This window comes from Thermohalobaculum sediminis, from assembly GCF_023487995.1.
In the GTDB taxonomy this organism is placed as follows: domain Bacteria; phylum Pseudomonadota; class Alphaproteobacteria; order Rhodobacterales; family Rhodobacteraceae; genus Thermohalobaculum; species Thermohalobaculum sediminis.
In genome coordinates this window covers 23,928-47,462 of sequence record NZ_JAMFKN010000003.1, presented here as the reverse complement: position 1 = coordinate 47,462, position 23,535 = coordinate 23,928, and the positions used below count along the sequence as shown (strand labels likewise).

Annotated in this window: 20 protein-coding genes, 1 tRNA gene and 1 pseudogene; 12 read left to right on the top strand and 10 right to left on the bottom strand. The window is 69.1% G+C overall.

Going from position 1 to position 23,535, the window contains the following annotated elements; all coding sequences use genetic code 11:
• The first annotated feature begins 2 nt into the window (after window positions 1-2).
• Both M1105_RS07435 and M1105_RS07430 read left to right on the top strand, forming a co-directional pair.
• Entirely contained in the window at window positions 3-1,544 is a 1,542-nt protein-coding gene (locus M1105_RS07435; protein WP_249579722.1) for a tripartite tricarboxylate transporter permease, read from the top strand.
• 217 nt (window positions 1,545-1,761) lie between these two features.
• Window positions 1,762-3,189 (top strand): C69 family dipeptidase, encoded by a 1,428-nt coding sequence (locus M1105_RS07430; RefSeq protein WP_249579721.1) that lies wholly within the window; start codon window positions 1,762-1,764, stop codon window positions 3,187-3,189.
• Between the two features lie 626 nt (window positions 3,190-3,815).
• On the opposite strand, the gene M1105_RS07425 is transcribed toward M1105_RS07430, so the two are convergent.
• From M1105_RS07425 to M1105_RS07405, 5 genes are read right to left on the bottom strand one after another with little or no spacing between them, the layout of a single operon-like run.
• Window positions 3,816-3,959, bottom strand: a complete 144-nt coding sequence (locus M1105_RS07425; protein WP_249579720.1) for a hypothetical protein — start codon at window positions 3,957-3,959, stop codon at window positions 3,816-3,818.
• Between the two features lie 3 nt (window positions 3,960-3,962).
• A complete protein-coding gene (locus tag M1105_RS07420; RefSeq protein WP_249579719.1) occupies window positions 3,963-5,111 on the bottom strand; it encodes an MBOAT family O-acyltransferase in 1,149 nt (382 codons plus the stop codon).
• Window positions 5,108-6,037 (bottom strand): sulfotransferase family protein, encoded by a 930-nt coding sequence (locus M1105_RS07415; RefSeq protein WP_249579718.1) that lies wholly within the window; start codon window positions 6,035-6,037, stop codon window positions 5,108-5,110. The genes M1105_RS07420 and M1105_RS07415 overlap by 4 nt, the downstream gene beginning before the upstream one ends.
• Window positions 6,034-7,881: an AMP-binding protein gene (locus M1105_RS07410; RefSeq protein WP_249579717.1), complete on the bottom strand. Its 1,848-nt coding sequence runs from the start codon at window positions 7,879-7,881 to the stop codon at window positions 6,034-6,036. Before M1105_RS07410 ends, M1105_RS07415 begins: the two co-directional genes overlap by 4 nt.
• A complete protein-coding gene (locus M1105_RS07405; RefSeq protein ID WP_249579716.1) occupies window positions 7,878-8,762 on the bottom strand; it encodes a hypothetical protein in 885 nt (294 codons plus the stop codon). Before M1105_RS07405 ends, M1105_RS07410 begins: the two co-directional genes overlap by 4 nt.
• 205 nt (window positions 8,763-8,967) lie before the next feature.
• Here M1105_RS07405 and M1105_RS07400 point away from each other — a divergent pair.
• Window positions 8,968-9,725: pseudogene (locus M1105_RS07400) on the top strand (IS5 family transposase); the annotation flags it as partial.
• Window positions 9,726-10,115: 390 nt separating this feature from the next.
• Here the strand turns inward: M1105_RS07400 and M1105_RS07395 are convergent.
• Window positions 10,116-10,190: transfer RNA gene (locus tag M1105_RS07395), tRNA-Thr, on the bottom strand.
• Window positions 10,191-10,318: 128 nt separating this feature from the next.
• On the opposite strand from M1105_RS07395, the gene M1105_RS07390 reads away from it, so the two are divergent.
• The 3 genes from M1105_RS07390 to M1105_RS07380 are packed head-to-tail and all read left to right on the top strand — an operon-like array spanning window position 10,319 to window position 12,322.
• Entirely contained in the window at window positions 10,319-10,519 is a 201-nt protein-coding gene (locus M1105_RS07390; RefSeq protein WP_249579715.1) for a hypothetical protein, read from the top strand.
• A 49-nt stretch (window positions 10,520-10,568) separates the two neighbouring features.
• A complete protein-coding gene (gene murA, locus M1105_RS07385) occupies window positions 10,569-11,843 on the top strand; it encodes a UDP-N-acetylglucosamine 1-carboxyvinyltransferase (protein WP_249579714.1) in 1,275 nt (424 codons plus the stop codon).
• On the top strand, window positions 11,840-12,322 hold the full coding sequence (locus tag M1105_RS07380) for a DUF2948 family protein (RefSeq protein ID WP_249579713.1): 483 nt from the start codon (window positions 11,840-11,842) through the stop codon (window positions 12,320-12,322). Before murA ends, M1105_RS07380 begins: the two co-directional genes overlap by 4 nt.
• 6 nt (window positions 12,323-12,328) lie before the next feature.
• Here M1105_RS07380 and M1105_RS07375 read toward each other — a convergent pair whose 3' ends face one another.
• Complete coding sequence (locus M1105_RS07375) at window positions 12,329-13,123, bottom strand: hypothetical protein (protein WP_249579712.1); 795 nt, start codon at window positions 13,121-13,123, stop codon at window positions 12,329-12,331.
• Between the two features lie 118 nt (window positions 13,124-13,241).
• Window positions 13,242-14,789 carry a trimethylamine methyltransferase family protein gene (locus M1105_RS07370; RefSeq protein WP_249579711.1) on the bottom strand — a complete coding sequence of 516 codons (1,548 nt, stop codon included), beginning with the start codon at window positions 14,787-14,789 and terminating at the stop codon, window positions 13,242-13,244.
• Between the two features lie 124 nt (window positions 14,790-14,913).
• Between M1105_RS07370 and M1105_RS07365 the strand changes: the two genes are divergently transcribed.
• The 3 genes from M1105_RS07365 (at window position 14,914) to M1105_RS07355 (ending at window position 18,242) form a co-directional block, all read left to right on the top strand.
• On the top strand, window positions 14,914-15,885 hold the full coding sequence (locus M1105_RS07365) for a GlxA family transcriptional regulator (protein WP_249579710.1): 972 nt from the start codon (window positions 14,914-14,916) through the stop codon (window positions 15,883-15,885).
• A gap of 25 nt (window positions 15,886-15,910) precedes the next feature.
• Entirely contained in the window at window positions 15,911-16,870 is a 960-nt protein-coding gene (locus M1105_RS07360; RefSeq protein ID WP_249579709.1) for a 2-hydroxyacid dehydrogenase, read from the top strand.
• A gap of 136 nt (window positions 16,871-17,006) precedes the next feature.
• Window positions 17,007-18,242: a patatin-like phospholipase family protein gene (locus tag M1105_RS07355; protein ID WP_249579708.1), complete on the top strand. Its 1,236-nt coding sequence runs from the start codon at window positions 17,007-17,009 to the stop codon at window positions 18,240-18,242.
• Between the two features lie 14 nt (window positions 18,243-18,256).
• Here M1105_RS07355 and M1105_RS07350 read toward each other — a convergent pair whose 3' ends face one another.
• Both M1105_RS07350 and M1105_RS07345 read right to left on the bottom strand, forming a co-directional pair.
• On the bottom strand, window positions 18,257-18,622 hold the full coding sequence (locus tag M1105_RS07350) for a cupin domain-containing protein (RefSeq protein WP_249579707.1): 366 nt from the start codon (window positions 18,620-18,622) through the stop codon (window positions 18,257-18,259).
• 68 nt (window positions 18,623-18,690) lie between these two features.
• On the bottom strand, window positions 18,691-20,028 hold the full coding sequence (locus M1105_RS07345) for an MmgE/PrpD family protein (RefSeq protein WP_249579706.1): 1,338 nt from the start codon (window positions 20,026-20,028) through the stop codon (window positions 18,691-18,693).
• A gap of 299 nt (window positions 20,029-20,327) precedes the next feature.
• Here M1105_RS07345 and M1105_RS07340 point away from each other — a divergent pair, with 299 nt between their 5' ends.
• The 3 genes from M1105_RS07340 to M1105_RS07330 all read left to right on the top strand — a co-directional run bounded on the left by M1105_RS07340 (window position 20,328) and on the right by M1105_RS07330 (window position 23,482).
• Complete coding sequence (locus M1105_RS07340) at window positions 20,328-21,350, top strand: C4-dicarboxylate TRAP transporter substrate-binding protein (protein ID WP_249579705.1); 1,023 nt, start codon at window positions 20,328-20,330, stop codon at window positions 21,348-21,350.
• Window positions 21,351-21,434: 84 nt separating this feature from the next.
• Window positions 21,435-22,091, top strand: coding sequence for a TRAP transporter small permease subunit (locus tag M1105_RS07335; protein ID WP_249579704.1), 657 nt, complete (start codon window positions 21,435-21,437; stop codon window positions 22,089-22,091).
• Complete coding sequence (locus tag M1105_RS07330; protein WP_249579703.1) at window positions 22,088-23,482, top strand: TRAP transporter large permease; 1,395 nt, start codon at window positions 22,088-22,090, stop codon at window positions 23,480-23,482. The genes M1105_RS07335 and M1105_RS07330 overlap by 4 nt, the downstream gene beginning before the upstream one ends.
• The last annotated feature ends 53 nt before the right edge of the window (window positions 23,483-23,535 follow it).

Sequence of the window (23,535 nt, the reverse complement as noted above, 5' to 3'; positions counted from 1 at the left end):
GCATGGACGCGCTCGCATCGCTCGCCGACGGCTTTGCCGTCGCGCTCACCTGGCAGAACCTGCTCCTAGCGCTCGTCGGCTGCTTCCTCGGCACCGTGATGGGGGCGCTGCCGGGGCTCGGGCCCTCGAACGGGGTCGCCATCCTGATCCCGCTCGCCTTCACTCTCGGCCTCGGTCCGACCGAGGCGATGATCCTGCTGACCTCGGTCTATTACGGGGCGATGTATGGCGGGCGGATCAGCTCGATCCTGCTCAACATTCCCGGCGACGAGCCGGCGCTGATGACCACGCTCGACGGCTATCCGATGGCGCAACAGGGCCGGGCGGGCGAGGCGCTGGCGCTTTCGGGCGTCGCGTCGTTCGTCGGCGCCTTCCTTGCGACATGGGGGCTGGTGTTCCTCGCGCCGCAGTTGGTGAAGGTGGCGCTGCTGTTCGGCCCGGCCGAGTACTTCGCGCTGTTCGTGCTGGCCTTCGCCACGCTGGGCGGCATCGCCTCGCGCAACCAGGCCAAGGCGGCCTTCGCGGCGGCGTTGGGGCTTGGCATCGCGATGGTCGGCGTGGACGGGCAGACCGGCGTGCCGCGCTTCGCCTTCGGCGAGGTGCATCTTTATGACGGGATCGACTTCCTGGTCGCCATCGTCGGGCTGTTCGCGCTGTCCGAGGTGTTCATCTTCCTCGAGCACCGCGGCGAGGACACGGTCGAGGGTCATGCCTCGAAGGTCGGCATCGGCCGGGTGATCCCGTCGGGCAGGCTGCTCGCGCGCTGCACGCCCACGATGCTTCGGACCTCGCTGATCGGCTTCGTTGCGGGCGTGCTGCCGGGGGCGGGCGCGTCGCTGGGCTCGTTCCTCGCCTATTCGATGGAAAAGAAGCTGGTGGACCGCGAGGGGACCTTCGGCAAGGGCGACCCGCGCGGCGTCGCGGCGCCCGAGGCCGGCAACAACGCCGCCGCCGGCGGCGCGCTGGTGCCGATGCTGGCGCTGGGGGTGCCGGGCTCGGGCACCACGGCCGTGCTGCTGGCGATGCTGCTCGCGCTCAACATCACGCCGGGGCCGCTGCTGTTCACCCAGAACCCCGATGTGGTCTGGGGCCTGATCGCGGCGCTGTTCATCGGCAACCTGATGCTGCTTGCCATGAACATCCCGATGGTCGGCATGTTCGTGCGCGTCCTGTTGGTGCCGCCGCGGATCCTGATGCCGATTGTCGCCATGGTCTCGTTCGTCGGCATCTACGGCATCTCGGGCTCGACCTTCGACCTTCTGGTGATGGTGGTGTTCGGCGTGCTGGGCTGGGTGTTGCGCAAGCTCGACGTGCCGCTGGTGCCGGTGATTCTGGGCGTGCTGCTCGGCAACCTGATGGAGGCCAACCTGCGCCGCGCCATGACCATCTCGGATGGCGAGTGGAGCGCGCTGGTCGCCTCGCCGCTGGCCATCGGGCTCTGGACCGTGTCGATCGTGGGCTTCGTCCTGCCGATCCTGTTCGGCCGCGTGCTGCGCGCCCGCATGGGTCGTCGCAAAGACGAGGAAGGCGCCGTCAGCGACTGAGGCGCGGCGCATCGATTGAGGGGGGCGCCGGAAGGGGCCGCCCGTAGCGTGGCGCCAGGGACGTCGCGCGGGCCGCCCCGCCGGGCGGCGCGAGGCCCGGCTCGCGCGCGATGCCCTCTGGTGCCGCGCCGCTGCCGATGCGAAAAGCCGGTGCGGGAGACCGCGCGCGACGCCCTCAATGTCCGCGAGCCGTGCAACGAGAGACCGGTAAACCCCGATGAGCTATGCGATCTATGTCGGCCGCAACCTCACCGCCGACGGCATCCCCTATCTTGCCGGCTATGGCGACGAGCCGTCGAGCCACTGGCTCGAGATCCATCCCCGCCAGTCCCACCCCGAGGGGGCGACGCTGACCGTCGGCGTCACCCCGCGGGCCGCGATGCCGGGGCGCCTCACGCAGATCCCGCAGGCGGCACGGACCGCGCGCAACATGCGGGTGAGCTACAGCCACTTCCTGGGGCTTCCCGCGCCGCTCACCAATGGCGGGCTGAACGAGCACGGCGTGGCGGTGCGCGACGTGTGGTCGCCCTCGCGGCCCGAGCTCGTCGCCATGACGCCGCCGGACCAGACCGGGCCGAACTATTCGGACCTCGCCCGCCTCGTGGTCGAGCGCGCCCGCACCGCGCGCGAGGGTGTCGAGCTGATCGGCGCGCTGATCGCCGAGCACGGCTATTCCACCTATGGCGGCAACTCGCACCTGATCGCCGATCCCGGCGAGGCCTGGGTCGTCATCGAGTTCGCAGGGGGCAAGCGGCTCTGGGCGGCCGAGCGGCTGGGTCCCGACAGCATCCGCGCCTCGCGTCCCGGCTACATCGGCGCGATACCCGCAGAACCCGATGCCGATTTCCTGTTCCCCGCGCATTTTCATGACGTTGCCGCCGATCTTGGTTGGTGGAGCGCGGCCGCCGGGCCCTTTGATGTCAACGCCGTCTATGGCGACGGCAAGGGCCGCTGGGACGGCGTCGAGCGCGTCGAGGCGGAGCTCCGCGAGCGCGCCGTCCGGCCCGAGCGGATCGGGATCGAGGACGTCTTCTGGGCGATCTCGACGGGGATGTTCACCGGCGATACCGCGGGCTATGGCCAGGTCGTCCCTCTGGTCGACCCGCGGCACGACGCGCTCAGGATGATGTGGCACGCGCCGGTGGGCCCGGTCACGGCGCCGCTGATGCCGGTCTTCCTGGGCCAGACTGCGGTGCCCGACGAATACGCCATGCACCGCTACCTCACCGACGGCGAGGCGGCGCGCTTTCTCGACACGCGCAAGGAGGCGAGGAACCCCGACACCGTCTCGCATGTCCCGCAGGGGATCGAGAGCGCCGAGTCGGCGGTCTACCAGTTCAAGCGCCTGATGCATCTCGCCTTCCAGCAGCCGGATCCCATCCTGCGGGAGGTCTGGGACCACTGGCGCGCCTTCGAGCGGCAGATCAATGCCGAGTTGCCCGACGTGCTGCTGAGCGCCGAGATCCTGTGCGACGCGGGTGAGGAGCGCCTCGCGGCGCGGCTCCTCGACGAGTTCAGCCACCGCTGCTTCGCCAGCGCCCTGGCGGACTGCACCGCCCTCGTGTCGGCCGCCCACGCCCTGCTCCGGGCCGCGGGCGCCCTGAACAGGACGGCGAAGCCGCGCTCGCTCGACCAGATCTGGTAGGCGCAGGCGCACGAACGGGCCTCCGCGCCTAGGCGGAACAGCCGGGCCCGACGCGCTCGCAGGCGCGGATGCGGAGGCAGGCGTGAGGAAATGGTGCTGCTGGTCAGGATTGAACTGACGGCCTCTCCCTTACCAAGTGAGCTGTGGCAGCCTAGGCTCACTTCCAGACATCTCCAATAGTGTCCCATTATTTCCGATCGCGCATATTGTGATCAATAAATTGAAGGAATTCTGATGCCCAGTTGTCGCTGGAGTTCTCCGGATGCGGGCAAAGGTTTCATCTCTGCATAACCTCCGCATGCGGGGCCGAGCGATCAGGAAGGCGGGAGTTGGCCCGGCAGGTGAAGGACGAGCAGATCAGGACAAAGACGCACCGCGCGAAGCTAGCAGCGCAGATAGGTTGTCCGAGGCCGCCCGGCATGCTTCGCCGTCGGCAGGAGGGGAGTGCTCAGCGCCGAGTCCCGCTCCGTCATGTCGCTTCAATACGCTCTACCGAGGCGCGCATGGTCCCTTCGGGTGATCGCCGTCCAAGCCATTCGATCCTCCATCGTCTCTTGCCAGGAACGACGGTGAATCAGGCGGGTGGCGGTCATTCAACCTCCATCGCGAACTTCTCGGGCAGGCTCTCAGAGCCTACCGTAGCGGAATGCGTTCTGTGGCTCGAATGCCAGATGGATCGTGAGGGCGATCAGGAGCGCGAACCAGAGGCAGGTCAGCGCGATCGCGGCGCGACGTGGCAATAAGCGCGCGAGAAACCGGTAGACGCCCATGTCTTACCATCCCCCCGAAACAAGCGTGACGACGACAGACCACATGGCCCCCGGATCGGGCTGGCGCACGAGAAGGAAGCCGAGCCAGACGAAATGCAGCGTGAGAAGCACCGCGAGCACGTGCAGCGCCCCTCGAACTGCTGTGGAGCGGGGCGCGGGCAGCGCGCGCTTCCAAACCTGAACCTGCTGCCAGACCACGATAGCGAGCCCGTGATAGGCGCCCCAGACGAGGTAGCGCAGCGATATCTCGTGCCAGAGGCCGATGGCGACGAGCGTTGTCACGGCGCCAAGGGCCGGGCTCCGAGTCAGCGCGACCACGCTGCCGTAGACATAGTCGCGCGCCCAACTGGTGAGCGAGATGTGCCATGCGCGCCAGAAGGCCGAGATGTTGGGCTTGAGATAGGGTCGGTCGAAGTTCTCCATTACCCGGAAGCCGAGCAGCCGAGCGAAGCCGATCGCTATGTCCGAATGTCCCGCGAACTGGACGTAGAGGTTGAGCCCGGTCGAGACCATCGCGATATAGGTGACGGCCGCGGTCCGGTCGGGGCCGAGCGCCTGGGTCAGCGTCTCGGTCAGGTTCACGATAAGGAAGTTCCCGAGGATCACGATCCTCGCATAGCCGTGGATGATCCGCTCGACGCCCTCCGAGAACAGCGCCTCGTCCCAGCGGTGCCGGGCGAGGTCGCGACGGAACTCCGGGAAACGGTGGATCGGGCCGATGAAGATCGTCGGGATGAAAAAGAGGAAGGCGACGACGTCAAGGCCCGGTCCCGCCGCGATCCGGCCGGTATAGCGCTCGATCACGTAGTGGATGCAGCGCAGCGCGTAGTAGGAGAGGCCGAGCGGCATGGCGAGATCCGCGACGCCCGCATCGTCGATCGGCCCCACCGCGATCTTGAACCCGGCGAGGACGGCGACGATCGCGCCGACGCAGAGGACCGCCCGCCAGCCGGGCACGGCTCGCTCCCGCGTCGCTACGATCGTTAGCCCGGTCAGCGCCGCGAGTACGCCGAGCGAGAGCGGATCGGTCCAGCCGATGAAGACGAGCGTCGCGAGGATCAGGAACAACGTCCGGAACCGCGCCTGCAGCGCCCAGAAGACCGCCGTCACCGCAGCGATCCAGCCGAGCCAGCTGACTGAGACGAAGCTCATGCGCTGCCCGTACCGCCCTTGCCCCGGCTCGCCCGGCCGGCAGCGAGCCCCGCGACGAACCGCCGGCGCGCTTCGGCCGTGTCGGGCGGCGGCGGCAGGTCGGGCAGGTCATAGCCGAGATCCTGCATCAGCCCGGCCACGACCGGGAGGAGCCGGGCGAGTTGCGGCGTCGGGATCGAGCGCCAGCGCGCTACGCTGTCGGCATAGATCTGCTCGGCGCCGAACCCCTTGTGATCGACGAAGCCCAACGTCTCGTCCGCGTCGAGCGCGGGTAGGGCGGGCAGGGGCGCCTCGCCGAGGAAGGCGAAGATCTGGCCCAGTACCTCCTCGGGCGCGGCGACGAGATCCTCGTAGCGACAGACGATGCACCGATCCGGCCGGCGGCGGCCGAGATCCACGAGCGCGCGCGTCGTGTCGGCCCAGGAGTGCAGGAAGGCCTCGACCGGCTGGCTGAAACGGCGGAGATAGGCGTGCATCGGTGCGGGGTAGACGCCGGCCGCGTCGCAGAACTCCTTGCAGCTCGCCGCCACGTCGAAGGGATGCCGGACGATCCCGACATAGCGCACGCGGTCGGCACAGAGCCGCTCGATCGGGGCGAGGTCGAAGATGTCAAAGGCGCTCTTCTCGGCCCATCTGGGCTTGCCTGCCCGCTCCGCGTAGTCTTCCAGGAAGCTGAAGGCGAAGGCCCTGAGCCGCTCGAGCACGACCTCGTCCTCGAAGCCCGCGAAGTCGAGCCCGGCGAGGACGCCCATGTCGACGCCATGCGCCGTGAGGTCGGCTGCGAGAAAGCGCGCGCAGGCGCCGAAGAGATGCGTCTCGGGTGGCGCGGCGAAGGCCGGATGGCGGTCGACGAGCCGGCGGAGCAGCGTCGTCCCCGACCGAGGATGGCCGAGGATCAGCACCCCCTCGCGCGCGGCAGCGTTCACTGCAGCGCTCCGGCGGCAGTGGTCCCCGTCCTCTCGAGCGCCGCGATCGCGTCCCCAAGGCGGTCGATCGCCATCACGTCGCGCGGCGCGAGCCGGACCGCGAAGCGCCGCTCGAGCCGGGTCACGAATTCGAGGAAGGTGAGCGAGTCCCAGCCCGCGGTGCTCTCGGCGGTGCTCTCCGGCCCGAGCTCCGCCGCACGCCGGCCGAAGGCGGCGGCCGCCTCGGCGATCACTGCCTCGGTCATCGTCTCGCCGGCCGTGGCGGGACCGGCCGCGCTCGCCATGGTCCTCAGCTCCGAGAGCAGGACCTTGCCCGATGGGCCGTAGGGTAGAGCGTCGAGCACGATGATCTCGTTCGGCAGCCGCTCGGCCCCGACCGTCTCGCGCAGATGCTCCATCAGCGTGTCCTGCAGCCCCGTGGCACCCTGCCGCGCCGTGACGCAGAGGATGACGCGCTCGCCCAGCATCTCGTCCGGCATCCCGATCGTGGCAGCCGCGCTGACACCCGGGCAGGCGCGCGCCGCCGTGTCCAGATCTTCTGGATAGATGTTGACCGAGGCGCGGATGATCATGTTCTTCTTGCGCCCGACGATGCGGACGCAGCCGTCCTCGTCCTCGACCGCGAGATCGCCGGTGGCGAGCCAGCCATCCGCGAGAACCGCCGCGGTCGCCTCCGGGTCCTCGAAATACCCGCTCATCAGCCCGGCGCCACGCAGCATCAGCTCGCCGGTCTTGCCCCGGCCGACGGTCGCGCCCGCATCGTCGCGGATGCGCATCTCGAATCCATCGGGCCGGCCGACAGTGCCGATCCGGTGCGAGGCGTCATCGGGGCCCGCGTAAAGCGCCTCGCTGACGGTCTCGGTCAGGCCGTAGCAATTGACGACTCGCGCGGCAAAACGCGCCTCGGTCTCGCGCCAGAGCGCGGGGTCGAGCGGGCCCGCGGTCGACTCGATGAAGCGGAACTCGGGATGCGAGAAGGTATCGTCGTAGTCCGAGGGCAGCCGCGCCATCATCGCGAGGACCGTCGGCACCGTCACGAGATGGCTCGCGCGGCGCTGGTAGACGAGGTCGAGGATGGCCCCGAGCGACTGGATCGTCACGGCGCCCGGCCGGATCACCTCACACCCTGCCGCGGCGGCGAGAAGGGGCCCCTGGTTCAGTCCGTCCGTGTGGTGGAAGGGCAGGTGGTTGACGATCCGGCTTCGCGTATCGAGGCCGAAGCGCCGAACGAGGACCTCGAGCTGCGCCGCAAGCGCGCCCCGCGAGATCACGACCGCCTTCGGCTTCGAAGTGGTGCCGGAGGTGAAGAGCATCAGGGCCGGGTCGTCCGCTGCGGCCTCGCGCTCGGGCTCGGCCGCCATCTCGTCGCCGAGGAGCGCGGGATAGGTCGCGGGCACCGTCGCCTTCGGGCGGATGAGGAAGCCGAGGCCGGCGCGCGCCGGACGATCTGGCGCGATGGCGACGAGCGGCGCCTCGACGGAGCGGCTGAGCGCCTCCGTCCGCCGGATCAGCATGTCGTCGAGAAAGAGCGCGGCCGGCCGGCTGCGCGCCGCGAGAACGACCGCCTCGGCCGGCGTGGCGTTCGGGTCCATCACGACGGCTGTCGCCCCATGCGTCAGCGCGGCGAGGTAGAGGACGCCGACCGCGGCGTCGTCCTCGCTCGCGATCAGCACCCGCGCGCCGCGCCCGACGCCGAGCCGAGCGAGGAGGCCGCGCGTCCGCGCAATCCGCTCGCGCAGTTGAGGATAGGCAAGGCTCGCCCGCCCACCCATGAAGGGCGCCTTCGCCGCCGCCCGGGCCGCGATCGTCGCCTCGAGCTCGCCGAGCGGATCGGTCTCGCTCATTCCCTGCTCCCCTCCCTCGCGAGCGCTTCGACGATCCGCTGGCCGAGCCAATCGGAGTAGAGCGCGCGCCCCGTCTCGTTCAGATGGTACTCGTCGCAATAGAGCCCCGGGTCGGTCAGCCCTGCCACTTCCACCGGCCGTGGCGGATGGACGAAGAGCGTGGGGTCGGGCGCAAGCGTCGTCTCGACGCCCGCGATGTCGCGCGCGGGCGTCTCGGCCACGATCATCGCGATCCCACGTTGGTGCGCCTCGTCCGTGAAACGGGCCGAGAGGCGGGCGCTCTCGCCCCTTGCGGCATAGCGGTCCCGTGTCACCGAGGCGCCTAGCATCGTGAAGGGAAGCCGCATCGGCTTGATGTCCTCGCAGGCCGACAGGCCCTCATAATAGGCAGCAAGAGCCGGCGAGCTCTGCCGAGAGCCGCGTCCGAAGAGCGTGTCGGCGACCATCCGGCGCGCGTCGCCGATCCGCGAGACGACCGTGTCCTGTCGCGCCATGAAGGAATGCTGGAGCACGATCGCCGAGGCGCCTGAATCGAGTATCGCCTCGGCATAGGGCTCAATCTCGCGGAACGTGCTCGCGACCCGCAGGAAGCGGATGACGGCGACTGGCCTGCCGGCCGCGCGCGTGAGCGAGGCGGCGAGCGCTTCCTCACCGAGCGTCGCGAACTGCATCCGGGAATCGCCGATGAGCACGACGCCGAGCGCGCCGCCGCGGATCCGGTCGACGAAGCGCGCGAGCCGCGCCTCAGTATAGGCCATGACGGCGGGTCCGTCCCGCTCCTGCGGCAGGAGCAGGAGGCCCGCAGAGAAGAGGTTCGTCAGCAGAAGTCCGAGCAGGACCGCGTAGGCCCAGAACCGAGGCGCGAGCGGATGCGCCTGCATCGTTGATGCTCTCACGGTCCCCATGCTCCCCTGCAGGCCATTCACCGATCCCGGCGCTGCCGGGGGCGCTCGCCAGTTTGTTATCAGAAGTAAGCGGATTTCTGAATCTCCAAGATTAGTTTTTCTCCATCGGCTCAGGACATATAAACGGGCTTCCCGCATTCCCTGAAATCTGAGTCGAGCTCCCAAATACTGGGGGTTTGCGATGTCCGGCCACCACTTCTGGCTTTCCGATGCTCAGTTTGCCTGCCTTCGTCCGCTGCTCCGGAACAATCCGCGTGGCGGGCCTAGGGTGGATAATCGCAACGTGATCTCGGGGATCCTCCACGTGATCCGGGGCGGGCAGATGTGGCGCGACGCGCGGGCTTGCTACGGGCCGCCGAAGACGCTCTACAACCGGTTCGTCCGCTGGGGCCGGATCTGCGTCGCCGCTCGGATCTTCGCCACGCTTGCGGCCGCAATCGCGGCAACCGACACCGTGATGATCGACGCGACACACCTGAAAGCGCATCGCACCGCCCCCAGCCTGCCCAAGAAGGGGCTGTTCCCCGGCGTATCGGGCGCATCAAGGGCGGCCTGAACTCGACGCTCCACGCGGTCTGCGCCGGCGACGGCAAGCCGTTGACCCTGCTGCCCAGCGAAGGCCGGGTCAGCGACTGCCGCGGGGCGGCAACCGTCCTGCCGGCGCTGCCCGACGCCGACATGGTCATTGCTGACAAAGGCTACGAAAGTGACCGATTTCGTGATGCGCTCCGCCGCCTCGGTATCACGCCCTGCACTCCCGGACGGACGCGCCGCAAGCGCGCAGTCGACCATGATGCCGTCTGGTAAAAGCAGCGCAAACGCATCGAGCGCATGTTCGGCAGGCTCACGGACTGGCGACGCATCGCCATGCGATGCGACCGATGCGCCCACACCTGCATAAGTGCAGTCTGCATCGCCGCAACCGTCATCTTCTGGTTATGGGTCCTGATCCTGGTCTCAATGAAACAGATGGCCTCTAGCAGGCTGTTGAAGAAAAGGCGCTGCCAGCTGGCCTGATGGCAGGGATCCGGGAATGTACGGGTCCCGATGAGCGGCGCCCAGCCGGCGTCAGGATCGGTTCGTACGTGGCAGGCGTCCGTTAGTCGAACTGGCAGCGCCTTTTTTTCGGCAGCCTGCTAAGACATCACATCGCCCCCTGATGCAAAAAGGCTGGGTTCCGCGTTATCGTTACTTCGGGGTTAACTTTTCGCCCAATCGCCCACGAAACGGTATGCGCGCTCCGGAGCCGAAATCCGACCCTTGTGGGTGACAGGTGGGTGACGAGCGCCGTACAACGACGCTGCCCAACGGTCTAAGTGGTTGAAAAAATGGTGCTGCTGGTCAGGATTGAACTGACGGCCTCTCCCTTACCAAGGGAGTGCTCTACCACTGAGCTACAGCAGCGCCTGTCATGCGGTTCGACCCGTCGGGCTTTCGCCTCGGGCGGCGCGGGGCGACAGATACCAGCATCGCCCCTGAATGCAAGCCCAATCTGGACCTTCGCCGCAAAGACGATTACATCGCGCTCTGCAATGACGCGAGGTGGCGACAAGGCGGGAGAACGGGCGCCGGGGTCCGCGCGGGCCGAGCGGCTCGCCGAGGCGCTGCGACGCAACCTGCATCTGCGCAAGGCCCAGGCCCGGGCGCGTCGAGCCTCGGATGCGGCGGCCGAGCCGGAGGCCGCGGCGGGCGAGCGAGCGGCCGACGGCACCGCGCGCGGCGGCGAGGACTGAGGCGAGCGGGTGCCCGTGCCGAAGCGGCCGGGCCGGAGAAGGGGCAGGGATGGACAGGATCCGGGTTCAGGGCGGCCGGCCGCTTTCGGGCGAGATCGCGATCTCGGGCGCCAAGAACGCCTGCCTCGCGCTGATGCCCGCGGCGATCCTGACCGACCAGCCGCTGACGCTGACCAACGCGCCGCGCCTGGCCGATATCCGCACCATGTCGGAGCTGCTCGCCTCGCTGGGCTGCGAGGTCGCGGGGCTGCAGGAGGGGCGGGTGCTCGCGCTCTCGGGCGCCTCGATCGGCTCGCACACGGCGCATTACGACATCGTGCGCAAGATGCGCGCCTCGATCCTGGTGCTGGGGCCGCTGCTCGCGCGCTTCGGGCGGGCGAGGGTCTCGCTGCCGGGCGGCTGCGCGATCGGCGCGCGGCCGGTGGACCTGCACCTCTCGGGGCTGGAGCGGATGGGCGCGAGCCTCGAGCTGGCGGATGGCTATGTCACCGCCTCGGCCAACGGCGGCCTGAGGGGCGCGGTGGTCGAGTTTCCCTTCGTCTCGGTCGGCGCGACCGAGAACCTGCTGATGGCGGCGACGCTCGCGAAGGGCACCACGGTGCTGAAGAACGCCGCGCGCGAGCCCGAGATCGTCGATCTCGCCCGCTGCCTGCGCGCGATGGGCGCGCGGATCGAGGGCGAGGGGACCCCGGAGATCCGCATCGAGGGCGTGCCGACGCTGGGCGGCGCCACGCACCGCGTGCTGCCCGACCGAGTCGAGCTTGGTACCTACATGATCGCCCCCGTCATCGCTGGCGGCGAGGTCACGCTCATGGGTGGCGAGCGGGCGCTGGTCGCGGCGCTGGCGGACAAGCTCGAGGAAGCCGACATCGCGGTCGAGGAGGTTGGCGGCGGCCTGCGCGTGGCGCGCCGCAACGGCGTGATCCGCCCGCTCCACGTGGTGACGGAGCCCTTCCCGGGTTTCCCCACCGACCTGCAGGCGCAGATGATGGCGATGCTTACGCTCGCCACGGGCGAGAGCGTCGTCGAGGAGCACATCTTCGAGAACCGCTTCATGCATGTCCCCGAGCTTGGCCGGATGGGCGCCCGCATCGAGGTGCATGGCGGCACAGCGCGGGTTCATGGCGTCGAGCGGCTGAGGGGTGCGCCAGTGATGGCAACCGACCTACGCGCCTCGGTGAGCCTGATCCTCGCGGGCCTCGCGGCCGAGGGCGAGACGGTGGTGAGCCGGGTCTATCACCTCGACCGCGGCTACGAGCGGGTCGAGGAGAAGCTGGGCCGCTGCGGCGCCTTGATCGAGCGCGTGAGGGAGAGCGACGCATGACCTCCGACGCCCGCTTCGAGGATGCGCCCCTGTCGGACCGGCCGCTGCGGCTGAGGGCCGAGACGGCCGAGGACCTGGCGATCATCTCGTCGCTTGTGCAGGACGCGGTCGGCAAGGTGGGCGATGTCGCCTGGCTGCCGAAGAAGCGCCGCCTCGTCGTGCTGATGAACCGCTTCCGCTGGGAGGACGCCGACGCCGCAAGCCGCGCCCGCCGGCCCTTCGAGCGGGTGCGGACTGCGCTGACTTTCGAGAGCGTCATGCATGTGCGGGCCCGCGGGATCGGCCCGGACGACCCCGAGACGGTCTATGCGCTTCTCGCGCTCGACTTCGAGCCGGGCGAGGACTGCTCGGGCTGCATCGTCGCGCGGCTTGGCGGCGGCGCCGAGCTTGCGGTCGATGTCGAGTGCCTCGACGCGGCGCTCGCAGACCTGACCCGGCCCTGGGAGGCGAAGGCGGGCGCGCCGAGCCACGACGGCTGAGCAGCTTCAGAACCCGCATTTCGCCCGCATCGCCCGGCGGGCATCGGCGCTGCCGCTCAGATCGAAGCGAACGACTTCGGCCCCACCCGCATCCACCAGTGCCATCGTCCGTCCGGCGGCGAAGGCGTCGAGGAAGTCGGCCACGAAGGCGTCGACCGCATCCCACCACTGATCGTTCCCGTCATGCCGGGTCAGCACCGCCTCGAACCGGTGTGTGCCGCCGCGCATGTCGATCGCGATCGTCACCTGCGCGCGCTCGCCGTCGCGCAGCGGCAGGCCCGGGCCCGGCTCGCCATAGAGCTGCAGCGTCGCCCATGCCGGGCCGCCCGCACGGCACTGGAAGATCGCGCGCGTCCTGCCGTCCCGTGCGCGGCCCTCGGACGTCGCGGTGATACCGCCGCCCATGCTGCGCCAGGCCGGGCCGTCGCTGCCCGCCGCTGCGCCGCGCCCGCCGGCCACGCTGACATGCAGCCGGAAGGGCTGGTCGCGGGCGGTGCGCATCAGCTGGCCGACCAGGATGCGGTAGGTCCGCGCCTTGGTGCGGAAGCTGTAATCGTTCTGCGCGTCGACCAGACCCTCGATCGTGAAGATGGTGTTGTTGCCCTCGAGCACCCGAAGCCGGGCCTGCTGTCCCGCGCCGGTACTCAGCATGTAGCAGATCACGCCGTCGGCGGGCGCTGAACCGGTGACCTCGCCGGAACTTGCGCCGCGGGCGAAACGGATCTCGGTGCAGGATTGCGCCCCGGCCCCGGGTGGCGCGAGGACGCAGAGCAGGAAAAGGCCGAGAATGAAACGGGCCATTTCAATTACCTCGCGTCTGACAATCATTCGCGACTGATCGTCCTTTGCGCGAAATTCATATGCAAATAACAATTCTGGCACGAAATTGCCGACCCGTCAGGTGCGGGAACCCGGACACTTACGGATCGCCGGCGCCGATCTCCTCCTTGCGCCTTGCCACATGGGCGTCGAGCGCCTCGCGGATCGCGGGGTCCATGGCGGGCTCCTCGTAGTCATCGAGCGCCGTTTGCCATAGCTTCGTCGCACGCTGCGTCGCGTCCTCGGCGCCCGCTGCGACCCAGGCCTCGTGGTTCTGCCAGTTCGACAGCAAGGGCGCGTGGAACGCCGTCTGGTAGCGCGCCATGGTGTGCGCGTCGCCGAAGAAATGCCCGCCCGGCGCCACCCGGGCGATGGCGTCGAACCCCAGCGTGTCGGCATCCACCCGAGTGGGCTCGAGGAAGGCGAACATCATCTCGAGCATCTCGACATCCATCACGAACTTCTCGTAGCTCGCGCAAAGCCCGCCCTCGAGCCAGCCCGCCGCGTGGTAGAGCATGTTCGCCCCCCCCAGCACGCAACCCCAGAGCGACATCATCGTCTCCCACACCGCCTGCCCGTCGGCGGCGTTCGAGGCGTTCGAGGGCGTGGCCCGGTAGGGCAGGCCGTAGCGCCGGGCAAGCTGGCCCGAGGCGATGTTGGCCTTTGCGTTCTCGGGGGTGCCGAAGGCGGGCGCGCCCGACTTCATGTCCACGTTCGAGGTGAAGGCGCCATACATCACCGGGCAGCCGGAGCGGATTGCCTGCACCAGTGCGATGCCGAACAGCGCCTCGGCGTTCTGCTGGGCCAGCGCCGCGGGCAGGGTGACCGGCGTCATCGCGCCCATCAGCGTAAAGGGGGTGACGCAGACCGACTGGCCGTATTCGGCCATGGTCATCAGCCCGTCCGCCATCGCGTCGTCGAAGCGGCGCGGCGAGTTGACCGAGATGATGGTCGTGACACCCGGATCGCCGATCATCTGCTCGGCCGTGAGCCCGCGCGAGATCGCCATCATCTCGATCCCGTCGAGCGCGCGCCCCCGCCCGATCGAGGTGCAGTGGAAGCTGCGGTCCGAGAGGGTGAGGTTGGCGAGGTAGCAATCGAGATGGCGGTTGTTCGCCGGCATCTCGATGGGCGCGGCGACCTGGTTCCCGATCATGTGGACGGCGTTGAAGCTTTGCGTCAGGCGGATGAAGTTGCGGTAGTCCGCGAGGTTCGAAGCGCGCCGCCCGCGGATACGGTCATGCACGGCGGGCGGCCCGGCGACCAGCGTGGTGACGACCGAATTGCCGCCGATCCGCACGGCATGGGCCGGGTTGCAGGGGGTCAGCGTGAACTCGGACGGCGCCTTCGCCACCAGTTCGGCCACCAGCGCGCGGTCCATCCGCACCGTCATCGTGGCGCGGTCCACCTGCGCCCCCGCGCGTTCCAGCACGTCGCAGGCGCGCGGGCTCATCAGCTCGATGCCCAGCTCCTCGAGGATGCGCATCGAGGTCGCGTCGATCGCCTCGATCTCGTCGCGCGAGAAGAGGGCCATCGGCGCGTAGGGGTTTGTCACCTGCCGCCAGCCGGGTTGGGCGATGCCGCCGCCTGCGCCCTCGGCCCGGCCGCGACGCCGGCCGCCCCGGCGGATGGTGGTGGTAATGGTCATGCGGTCCCTCCCCGGCGAATTCCGACCGAGAATGCCGCAAAAAGTGTCGCGTCTTGCGCCAGAAACGCGACAATCGCGGCCAATAGAGGGTCGCGACTCAGGCGTCCCCGCGGGGGAGAGAGGGATGAAGCCCGGACCCAAGACCATCGCCTTCCTGGTGGTGCGCGACTTCTCGAGCCTCTCGCTGGTCTCGGCCATCGAGCCGCTCAGGGGCGCGAACCGCCTGCTGGGCAAGCCCGCCTATGCCTGGCGGCTGGTGACCGACGACGGCCAGCCGGTGCGCGCCTCGAACGGGCTCACCATCGCGCCCGACATGAGCCTTGCGGAACTGGGCGGGTCGCTCGACGGGCTGTTCGCGATCTTCGTCTGCGCCGGGCTCGACACCGACCCGCCGAACCGGGCACGGATCAACGCGACGCTGGTCAAGGCGGCACGGGCGGGGGTGGTGCTGGGCTCGCTGTCGGCGGGGACCTTCGTGCTGGCGCGGGCGGGGCTCTTGGACGGCTATCGCTGCACGGTGCACTGGGAATACCAGCCCGCCTTCGAGGAAGCCTTTCCCGACATCGACTGCGGCCCCGGCCTTTTCGTGATCGACCGCGGCCGCTGGACCGGTTCGGGCGGAATCACCGGAATGGACATGATGCTGCAGATGATCGAGCAGGATCACGGCCCGGGCCTTGCGCGCTCGGTCGGCAACCAGTTCCAGGTTGACCGCATCCGCAACTCGGCCATCCACCAGCGCCCCGGTGCGCTCGACCGGCTCGAGACCCTGCCGGGCACGTTGCAGAAGGCGGTGAACCTGATGCTGGGGAACATCGAGACGCCGCTGAGGATGGACGAGATCGCGGACCTGTCGGGCCTCAACCTCAGGCGCATGGAGCGGATGTTCCAGGCCCATCTCGACGTGAGCCCGGCACAGTTCTACCGCGGCATCCGGCTGGAAAAGGCGCGCGAGTTGCTGGTGCACACCAATCTCTCGACGCTCGAGATCGGGGTGTTGACGGGCTTCTCGTCCAGCTCACATTTCGCCATGGCATACCAGAAACATTATGGCATAAGGCCGAGCGACGAGCGACGCCGGGCGGCGCGCGACTGAGACAGGGACAGGGAGGACAAGGACGATGGCAAAGCCGCGCGTGATCTGCACCCGCAAGTGGCCCGCACGGGTCGAGGCGGAGCTGAAGGCCCGATACGATGTGACGCTGAACGAGGTCGACGTGGCGCTGACGCAGGACGAACTGCGCGCAGCCTTCGACGACTATGATGCGGTCTGCACCACCGTCACAGACAAGGTCGATGCCGCGGTGATGGCGGCGCCCGGGCGCGCCAAGCTGATCGCCCAGTTCGGCGTGGGCTTCAACAACATCGACATCGAGGCCGCGAAGAAGGCGTCTCTGATCGTCACCAACACCCCCGGCGTGCTGACGGACGCCACCGCCGACATCGCGCTCACGCTGCTGCTGAACGTCGCGCGGCGCACCTTCGAGGGCGAGCAGATGCTGCGCGCGGGCGAGTGGACCGGCTGGCGCCCGACACAGCTGATGGGCGTGAGCCCGCAGGGCAAGACCCTGGGCATCATCGGCATGGGCCGTATCGGCAAGGCGATGGCCAAGCGCTGCTTCCACGCGCTGGACATGCGGGTCGTGTTCTACGACGCCTTCCCCGTGGCCGACGCGGGCGTACCAGCCGAGCAGCTTGCCACGGTCGAGGAGGTGCTGGCGGCCTCGGACTTCGTGTCGCTGCACTGCCCGGGCGGGGGCGAGAACGTCCACCTGATCAACGCGGCGCGGCTGGCTAAGATGAAGAAGGGCGCAATCCTCGTGAACTCGGCGCGCGGCGACATCATCGACGAGGCGGCGCTGGTCGATGCGCTGAACAGCGGTCATCTGGGCGGCGCGGGGCTCGACGTGTTCGAGCGCGAGCCGAAGATCACCGCGGCGCTGACGAAGATGCACAATGTCTGCCTGCTGCCGCATCTGGGCAGCGCCACCATCGAGACGCGCGAGGCGATGGGCATGACGGTGCTGGCGAACCTCGATGCCTTCTTCGCCGGGCGGGAGTTGCCGACTCGCGTCGTCTGAGGCGGCGCGCGGGGGCCGCGGCCCCCGCGCCGCGGCAGGTTTGCGGGGCGCGGGAAACCGGCTAGGTTTGACCGATCAACCGGAAGGGCGCGGCTGGCCGGGCAAGGTGCGGCCCCGCAGCAGAACGGGATGCCCCATGCGCCGTAAGCGCGTATCCGCCGTGTCACTCCTGCGGCTCGTGTGTCTCGGGCTGCTGATCCCGATGGCGCTTTCTGCCTGCACGACCGTGCTTGCGCGCAACGGCGTGCCCGAGAGCAGGATCGAGGAAGCCGCGCCCTATGGCATCTCCAATGTCCGGGTGCGGTTCTGGGGCGACAATATCGGCGAGGTCCGGCGCGAGGCGATCCTCGCATCCGCCATCGAGCGCGCGCGGAAGGTCTATGCCGAGAGCATCGCCTCGGGCGAGCCGATCACCGAGGCTGCGATCGCCTTCTCGGGCGGCGGCGCCGATGGCGCATTCGGCGCGGGGCTGCTGAAGGGCTGGACCGCGCGCGGCGACCGGCCCGACTTCCGCACCGTCACGGGCATCAGCACGGGCGCGATCATCGGGCTGTTCGCTTTCCTCGGGCCCGACTACGACGACGAGCTCGAGGCGATCTACACCAGCTATTCGACCCGACAACTCCTGACGCGCGCGATCTTCGCGGCGCTGCTGGGTGGCACTGCGGTGGCGGATACCAGCGGCTATCGGCGGCTGATCGAGCAGTATGTCGACGACGCCGTGGTCGCGAAGCTTGCCGCCGAGGCCGCGCGCGGGCGCTCGCTGCTGATCGGCACCACCAATCTCGACGCCGCCCGCCCCGTGGTCTGGAATGTGACCGGGATCGCCGCGAGCGGGCATCCGGAGGCGCGGCGCCTGATCCACGACGTGATCGAGGCGTCCTCGGCCATTCCCGCGGTCTTCCCCCCCGTGCTGATCCCGGTCGAGACGCCGGACGGCCGCGTCTACGACGAGATGCACGTCGATGGCGGCGCGACGCATCAGGTGATGCTGCTGCCGCCGGAGCTGTCGCTGCGCGCGGTGGACGAGGCCGTTGGCGTCCGCGTGGACCGCACCGTCTACGTCGTGATGAACAACAAGCTCACCCGGCGCTACGACGTCGTCCGCCCGCGCGTTCTGGCGATCGCCTCGACCGCGATGAGCAGCCTGATCCGGGGCTCGGGCTCGGGCGACATCTTCCGCATCTTCACTGTCGCGCAGCGCGACGGCATTGACCTCAAGGTCACATGGATCCCGGCCGAGTTCGATGTCGAGCCGTCCGAGTTGTTCGATCCGGCCTACATGCGCGCGCTGTTCGATCTGGGCTACCGCTACGGGTTCGAGGCCGACAAATGGTCCGAGCTGCCGCCGCATTTTGTCCCGACTCCCTGATCGGGCAGCATCCCTCAGCCGCGCGGCAGAAGGATCACGTAGTGCTTGCGCAGCGGGTCGACCGTCTCCCAGGTTCCGCGGAAGCCGGGCGGGATGACGAATGCGTCGCCCGCGCGCACTGTCCAGCTCCGGCCAGCCTCGTTCGTGAGTACCGCGCGGCCGTCGATGATGTGGCAGAACTCCCACTCGGTGTAGTCGATGGCGACCTTGCCCGGCTCGGCGGCCCAGATGCCGCAGTGAAGCCGCCCGTCCTCGCCTTCCCAGGCGTTCCAGGTGGTGGTCGCGTGACCGCCCGCGATCAGCTTCGCGGGGTCGGGCGTGCCGTGATCGGGTGCGGGCGCGCCGGGGCCCTCGGTGGCGAGGAAGACGAGATCGGTCATCGCGCAGCGCTCCGTTTCAGGTGGGCGGTGCGCCAGAGTGGCGCGCCCCGGGCCCGCCGCGCAAGGCACTACTCCGCGGCCGCGGCCATCCCGGGCGGCGGGGCGAGGAGCCGCACGAGGTCGGCGACGCTCTCGCCCTCGACCGCCATCAGCGCGCGCTCGAGCGCCCCGGCCCGGTCCGCGCCGACGGCGGGCGCGGCATAGGCGCGGAACTTCCCGCGGATCTGCGCCTCTGTCAGCGGCCGCTCGGGGTCGCCCAGCGGCTCGGTCGGCGGGCTCTCCAGACGCCGCCCGTCCCGCAGCACCAGCACGGCGCGGGCGAGCCGCCGCCCCGGGAAGGCGGCCGAGCACTCCGGGTCCTCGCGCATCACGAGGCCGGTCGAGAGCCGCAGGATCTCGGGGTCGCTCAGCGCCGGGCCGTCGATGTCCGCCGGCCCCACGCCGCCGCGCACCAGTGCCACGGCGACGGGGAAGGGCAGGGAATACTGCGCCTCGTCGGTCGTGCGGGGGGCGGCGGTGGCCAGCGTCATCGCCTCGGCGAAGGTCGCGATCTCGACGTGCGCGATCTCGCGATGGGTGATGCCGTGCGCCGCGGCAAGGTCCAGCACGGCGCGGATCGGCGCATGCGACCAGCGGCAGGTCGGGTAGGGCTTGATATACTGCTCGGTCATGATCCAGCGGCGGCCGAGATCGGCCCACCAGCCCGCGGCCTCGGGCGCCTCGATGGTGACGGCAGGCGCGCCGGTGAAGCCTTCGCGCGCGAGATAGGCGGCCGAGACCCCCACCATAGCGCCCCAGCCCGAGCTGTCCTTGACCATCGTCGGCGTCGTCGTCACCCGCAGCATCTGGCTGCGCGGCCCGTGATACTCGCCGATCCCCAGCGCCTCGCGGGTCTGCGCGTGCCCGAGCCGCAGCGCCCGCGCACCGACCGCCGCGGTCCCGACCGCGCCCCACGAGCCCGAGGCATGGTATTCCGGCACGGTTGCGTGCTGCACGGCGGCGACCCGGCAGCCAATCTCGTAGCCGATCACGATCTGCGCCAGCAGCTCGTCCCCGCCCTCGACGCCCTCGGCCTCGCAGCAGGCCAGCGCCGCGGGAACGACATGGCAGCCGGCATGGCCCTTGGACGGCCGCCAGCCGTCATGCGCATCGACCGAATCGATGGTCGCGGCCCCCGCCAGGGCCGCGCCCGCGGGGCTCACGCGGCGCCCGTCGAACATCAGTGATGCCGCCGCCCCGCCCGCGCCGAACAGCGCCGCCGCGTGGCCGCGCGCGATCCGCGAGGCGTCCGTGCCGGTCGCCGCCGCCGCCACGCCCAGCGTGTCGAGCAACGCGATCCGCGCCGCGTGGCGGACCTCGACTGGCAGGTCGGCGGCGTGGAGATCGTGGATGAAATCGGTGAACATGGCGCATCTCCCGGCAGGGTGTACATATCAAGCCTCCCACGGACCCACGCCCCCGCATTGCGCGCTTTGGCAGGGATGACGACAAATTCGCGACAGGCCACCAGTCCCGGTCACGCGGCGCTCCGGCGAATTTGGCACTCGCACGTGGCGGAAAATCCGGGCCTAGCGGCGCCAAATCTTCCCCGGCGTGGCGATTGTGGTCTGGATTCCAGTCCACTCCCTGCTAGTGTCGCGCCTGCATTCGCGACAGGACCATGCCCGGAAGGGCATCAACGACACGACAAGGGAGTGGACACAAGATGACGATCGGCAAGCTGAAGCTGACCACCCTCGCCGCGGTCGTCGCCGCCTTCGGCGCGGGCGAGGCCATGGCGACCACCTGGAACGTCTCGGTCTGGGGCAAGCGGCGCGCCTTTACCGAGCACATCCACAAGCTGGGCGACCTGGTGGCCGAGAAGACCAACGGCGAGTTCACCTTCAACATCTCGTATGGCGGCCTGTCGAACGAGAAGGAAAACCTCGATGGCATCTCGATCGGGGCCTTCGAGATGGCGCAGTTCTGCGCGGGTTACCATCCCGACAAGAACCCCACGCTGACGGTGCTCGAGCTGCCCTTCCTGGGCGTCAACACGCTCGAGGAGGAGGTCGCGGTCTCGAACGCGGTCTACGGCCATCCCGCCACGGTCAAGGACCTCGAGCGCTGGAACGCCAAGCTCCTGATGACCTCGCCCATGCCGCAGTACAACGTCGCCGGCGTCGGCAAGGCGCCCGAGACGCTCGACGACTACTCCGGCATGCGTATCCGCGCGACCGGCGGCATCGGCGAGGCGTTCCGCACGATCGGCGCGACGCCGACCTCGGTCACCTCGGCCGAGGCCTACACCGCCATGGAGTCGGGCGTCGTCGACTCGGTAGCCTTCGCGCAGCACGCGCATTTCAGCTTCCGCACCATCGACATCGCCAAGTGGTGGACCGCGAACCTCAACCCCGGCACGGTGAACTGCCCGGTGGTCGTGAACATCGACGCCTACAACGCGCTCTCGGACGACGAGCGCAAGGCGCTCGACGAGTCGGTCGACGAGGCGATCGCCTACTACATCGAGAACTACGGCAAGCTGCTCGACAAGTGGGAGACCACGCTCAAGGAGAAGGACGTGCAGAAGATCGTCTACACGCCCGAGCAGATCGCCGCCTTCGAGGACAAGGCCGCGGGCGGCGTCCGCGAGAAGTGGATCGCCGACATGAGCGGGCAGGGCATCCCGGCCGAGGAACTGATCCAGACCGTGAAGGACGCGCTCAAGCAGGCCCGCGGCGGCAGCTGAGGCCACGCGCGCTCCCCGGGCGGCGCCGTCGCGGCGCCGCCCGCATCTTGAACTGCCAGACATCGTGAAGGGGGGAGGGCAGCGATGACGGCCCAATCCGTTCTGGAAGACGGCTCGCCCGTCAGCCGCGCCGACCGTGCGCTCTTCGCCGTCGAGCGGGCCATGGCGCTGGTTGCCGGGCTCACCATCATGGCGGTCATGCTGGTGTCGGTTGGCAACATCCTCGGCCGCAAGCTGTTCAACATGCCGGTGCCCGGCTTCGTCGACTGGATGGAGCAGGCGGTGCCTCTGATCGCCTTCCTGGGCATTACCTTCTGCCAGCGGCTGGGCGGGCACATCCGCATGGACCTGGTCCTGAGCAAGCTTGGCGGCCGCGCGGTCTGGGTCTTCGAGTTCATCAGCGTGCTGCTGATCCTGTTCGTCTCGCTGGTGCTGATGTGGGGGGCCTGGCTGCATTTCGACCGGTCCTTCGCCTGGGGCGCGCCGTTCTGGAGCCGCGATTCGACCATCGACATCGGCCTGCCGATCTGGCCCATCAAGCTGGTCATACCGATCATGCTGGGCTTTCTCGTCCTGCGCTGCCTGATCCAGCTCTGGGCCTACGGGCTTGCCTTCGCGAGCGGCGCCGACCGGCCCGTCGCGGTGCCCCTGATCGAGAGCGCGGCCGAGCAGGCCGAGCGCGAGGCCGAGACCGTCTCGGGCCTCGATGACGAGACCAACGGCGCGGAGGCCGGCCGATGACCCATGCGACCGAGATCTCGATCCTGCTGGCGGGGGTGCTGATCCTCTTCGTGTTCTCGGGCGCCCGCGTGGCCTTCGCGACGGCGCTGATCGGCTTCCTCGGGCTCTGGTCGATCTTCGCCATCGACCGCAACCAGGGCTTCGAGCGCGGCTTCATGACGGCGCTGCAGATCGCGGGGCAGGTGCCGCATTCCAAGATGTCGAGCCATGTGCTGGGCCTGATCCCCACCTTCATCCTGATCGGCTATCTCGCCTATTACGCGGGCTTCACACGCGCGCTGTTCGAGGCCGCCAAGCGCTGGGCCGGCTGGATGCCGGGGGGGCTCGGCGTCTCGACCGTGTTCGCGACCGCGGGCTTCGCCGCCGTTTCGGGCGCCTCGGTCGCCACCTCGGCGGTGTTCGCGCGCGTGGCCATCCCCGAGATGCTCAAGCTCGGCTACGACAAGCGCTTCGCGGCAGGCGTCGTGGCGGCGGGCGGCACGCTCGCCTCGCTGATCCCGCCCTCGGCGATCCTGGTGATCTACGCGATCATCACGGAAAGCTCGGTCGGCCAGCTCCTTATGGCGGGCTTCCTGCCGGGGCTCACGTCGGCGGTGATCTATGCCGGGCTGATCATCGGGCTTGCGCGCTGGCGCGGCGATCTCGGCCCGCCGGTCGGCGGCTTCACATGGCGCGAGCGCTTCGAGAGCCTGCCCGGCGCTCTGCCGATCATGTTCGTCGTGTTCATCATCATCTTCTGCATCTATGGCGGCTGGGGCACGCCGACCGAAGCTGGCGCGCTGGGCGCTTTCGTGGTGCTGGTGATGGCGATGCAGCGCGGTATGCGCTGGACCCAGCTCAAGGGTGCGCTCTACGAATCCGCCAAGCTCTCGGCGATGATCTTCACGATGATCTGGGGCGTGCTGATTTTCGTGCGCTATCTGGGCTTCGCCGACCTGCCGGGGCAGTTCGCCGCCTGGATCGGTGGGCTCGAGCAGTCGCCGATGCTGACGCTGATGCTGATCCTGCTCGCCTATGTCGTGCTCGGCATGTTCATGGACGCGATCGGGATGCTGATCCTGACGCTGCCGATCACCTTCCCGGCCGTGATCGCGCTGAACGGTGGGCCGAACGTGACCGCCGAGGCCTCGGCGCTGGGCATGTCGGCCGACCAGTGCGCGGTGTGGTTCGGCATCATCGTCGTCAAGATGGCGGAGCTGTGCCTGATCACGCCGCCGATCGGGCTCAACTGCTTCGTCGTGGCGGGCGTGGCGGGCGAGCGGCATGACATCTCGGTGCAGGACGTGTTCCGCGGGGCCTCGCCCTTCTTCATCGCCGATGTCGTTACGGTGGGCGTGCTGATCGCCTTCCCCGGCATCGTGCTCTGGCTGCCATCACTCATCGCGCCCTGAGCCATCACGAAATGTCGATTGCAGTGGCCGGGTGCGCCCGGCCACTCTCGCTC